Genomic DNA, 3,098 nt, shown 5'->3' with positions numbered 1-3,098 from the left:
ATACCGGAGGAGCCGTTCACCAGCAGGTTGGGGAAGCGGCTGGGCAGGACACGGGGCTCCTTGCGGCTCTCGTCAAAGTTGGGGTCCCAGTCCACCGTCTCCTTCTCGATGTCCCGGAGCATCTCGTTGGAGAGCTTGGACATGCGGGCCTCGGTGTAACGGTAGGCGGCAGGGGGGTCGCCATCGATAGAGCCGAAGTTACCGTGGCCGTCCACCAGCACATAGCGCATGGAGAAGTCCTGGCCCAGACGCACCAGGGCGTCATAGACCGACTGGTCGCCGTGGGGATGGTAGCGGCCCAGCACGTCGCCCACGCAGGTGGCCGACTTTTTGAAGGGCTTGTCGCTGGTGAGGCCGTCCTCGTACATGGCGTAGAGGATGCGGCGGTGTACCGGCTTCAGGCCGTCCCGCACGTCGGGCAGAGCCCGGCCCACGATAACGGACATGGCATATTCGATGTAGGAGTCCTCCATCTCCTTGACCAGGGGAGCAGTCTTGATCACCTGGTCCGGGAAACGGATCTCCTCGGGATCGTATTGGGGTTTTTTACTCATCTATTGTTTCCTCCTTGAAGGATGGCTGAAAAAACAGGGACAAAGGACCGCTTAGAAGTCCAGGTTGACCGCCTTCTTGGCGTTCTCCTGGATATACTCCCGGCGGGGCTCCACCTTCTCGCCCATGAGCAGGGTGAAGATCTCATCGGCCCGGACGGCGTCGTCCAGCTCGATGCGCTTGAGGGTACGCTTCTCGGGGTCCATGGTGGTCTCCCACAGCTCGTGGGGGTCCATCTCGCCCAGGCCCTTATAGCGGTTGATAATCACCTTGGCGTTGGGGTTGTCTCCACGGAGCTCGGCGGAGATCTTGTCCCGCTCCTCGTCGGAGAAGGCCACCCGGGTGGTCTTGCCCTTGGTGAGCTTATAGAGGGGAGGGACGGCGGCGTACACATAGCCATTGTCGATGAGAGGCCGCATGAAGCGGAAGAAGAAGGTCAGCAGCAGGGTACGGATGTGGGCGCCGTCCACGTCGGCATCGGCCATGATGATGACCTTATGATACCGCAGCTTATTGAGATCAAAGTCATCTCCGATACCCGCGCCCAGAGCGGTGATGACGGGGGTGAGCTTATCGTTGCCATACACCCTGTCCGCCCGGGCCTTCTCCACGTTGAGCATCTTGCCCCACAGGGGGAGGATAGCCTGGAAGCGGCTGTCCCGGCCCTGGGTGGCCGAGCCGCCGGCGGAGTCGCCCTCGACGATGTAGAGCTCGGTGAGCTCGGGGTTGGCCTCGTTGCAGTCACGGAGCTTGTCGGGCATCGCCGCGCCGCCCAGGGCAGTCTTTCTCCGGATGGACTCCCGGGCCTTCCGGGCGGCTTCTCTGGCCCGGTTGGCCATCATTGCCTTCTCCAGGATGAGCTTGCCCACCTTGGGGTTCTCCTCCAGGAAGATCTCCAGCTTCTCGGAGACCACGGCATTTACCAGGGTGCGGATCTCCGCATTACCCAGCTTGGCCTTGGTCTGGCCCTCGAACTGGGCCTCGGTAAGCTTGACGGAAATGACGCAGGTGAGACCCTCGCGGCAGTCGTCGCCGGACACCTTGTCGTCATTTTTCAGCACGCCGATCTTCCGGCCGTAGGCGTTGAGGGTGTTGGTGAGCGCCCGGCGGAAGCCTTCCTCGTGCATGCCGCCCTCGGGGGTGTGGACGTTGTTGGCGAAGGAGACCATGACTTCCTGATAGCCGTCGTTATACTGCATGGCAATCTCGGCCATGGAGTCCTCCCGGGCGCCGGACATGTAGATCACCCCGTCGTGGATGGGGGTCTTGTTGCGGTTGATGAAGGTAACAAACTCCCGGATGCCGCCCTCGTAGCACATGTCGTCTTCCTTCTCCTGGCCGGGGCGCAGGTCCACGGTCTGGATGCGCAGTCCGGCGTTGAGGAAGGCCTCCTCCCGCATGCGGGTGTGGAGGGTTTCGTAGTTGTACTCCAGGGTGTCGAACATCTCGGGGTCGGGCTTGAAGGTGACGGTGGTGCCGGTATGATCGGTCTTGCCCACCACCTTCATCTCCTGGGTGATCTTTCCCCGGGAAAACTTCATCTCATAGATCTCACCGTTCTTGTGGACCTGGACCTCCAGCCACTCGGACAGGGCGTTTACCACGCTGGCGCCTACGCCGTGCAGACCGCCGGAGACCTTGTAGCCGCCGCCGCCGAACTTACCGCCGGCGTGGAGAACGGTGAAGACGACCTCCAAAGCGGGACGGCCGGTCTGGGGCTGGATGTCCACGGGGATACCACGGCCGTTGTCGGTAACGGTGATGGTATTGCCGGGATTGATGGTCACGGTGATATCGGTGCAGTAGCCCGCCAGGGCCTCGTCGATGGAGTTATCCACAATTTCGTACACCAGGTGATGAAGTCCCGACTCACTGGTAGAGCCGATGTACATGCCCGGGCGCTTGCGCACCGCCTCCAGGCCCTCCAGAACCTGGATCTCAGAGCCGCCGTACTCGTGCTCCACCTGGGTGGAATTGAGCTGCTGAAGCTCGTTGTTTTCTGCCATATGCTTACCTCCGGTCAAGTCGTTGGAAGGGTTGAGAGGGGAGGGGAAAGAAGGGACTTCTTCCCTCTCCGCTCTCAACTTTCCGTATTGTTGATAGGTAGATATTACTCAAAGGAGTTATTTTCCATCCGCCGCAGCAGAGTTGCGGTGGATAATTGAGAGATGTAGACGGTGGGTGGGGCGTTTCCCTCGCCCACCAAAATGAACGATCTGGGCAGGTCGTCGCCCAGCCAGACTGCCCGGCCCTCCCGCTCGGCCCGCTCCAGGAACTCCCGGGTTTTATAGGCCCAGCTGGCGTTATCCAAATCGAAGATGCCTAAAATCTGGCGGTAGGGGACCACCACCGATTGTCCGATATGAAGATACATGGTGGCCTCCTTTTTCCACATTCATGGTCTGTTTTGTGGATTTGATTTGTTGGGGGGAGGGTTCCGCCCTGCGGGGCGGGTTCCTTTCTGTGTCACCAGAAAGGAACCAAAGAGTGACTGGGGGTTGATTCCGGTGAGCGCCTTCGCGCAGCGGGCGCTCACAGTCATCTGC

Annotated in this window: 2 protein-coding genes and 1 pseudogene; all 3 read right to left on the bottom strand. The window is 60.7% G+C overall.

Annotated elements, in window-relative coordinates; genetic code table 11:
* Nucleotides 1-554 (bottom strand): annotated as a pseudogene (locus ACLTXB_RS17445) (DNA gyrase subunit A); the annotation flags it as partial.
* A gap of 51 nt (nt 555-605) precedes the next feature.
* A complete protein-coding gene (gene gyrB, locus ACLTXB_RS17440) occupies nt 606-2,558 on the bottom strand; it encodes a DNA topoisomerase (ATP-hydrolyzing) subunit B (protein ID WP_428227823.1) in 1,953 nt (650 codons plus the stop codon).
* Between the two features lie 104 nt (nt 2,559-2,662).
* On the bottom strand, nt 2,663-2,926 hold the full coding sequence (gene remB / locus ACLTXB_RS17435) for an extracellular matrix regulator RemB (protein ID WP_008982342.1): 264 nt from the start codon (nt 2,924-2,926) through the stop codon (nt 2,663-2,665).
* Nucleotides 2,927-3,098: the final 172 nt, after the last annotated feature.

Source organism: Flintibacter sp. (assembly GCF_046973065.1).
The sequence above is the reverse complement of the archived record's forward strand: the minus strand, read 5'-3'. Positions and strand labels throughout refer to the sequence as shown.

Bases quoted from the DNA above. Each gene is read 5' to 3' on its own strand.
- gyrB (WP_428227823.1), bottom strand. From the start codon at position 2,558: ATGGCAGAAAACAACGAGCTTCAGCAGCTCAATTCCACCCAGGTGGAG.
- remB (WP_008982342.1), bottom strand. From the start codon at position 2,926: ATGTATCTTCATATCGGACAATCGGTGGTGGTCCCCTACCGCCAGATT.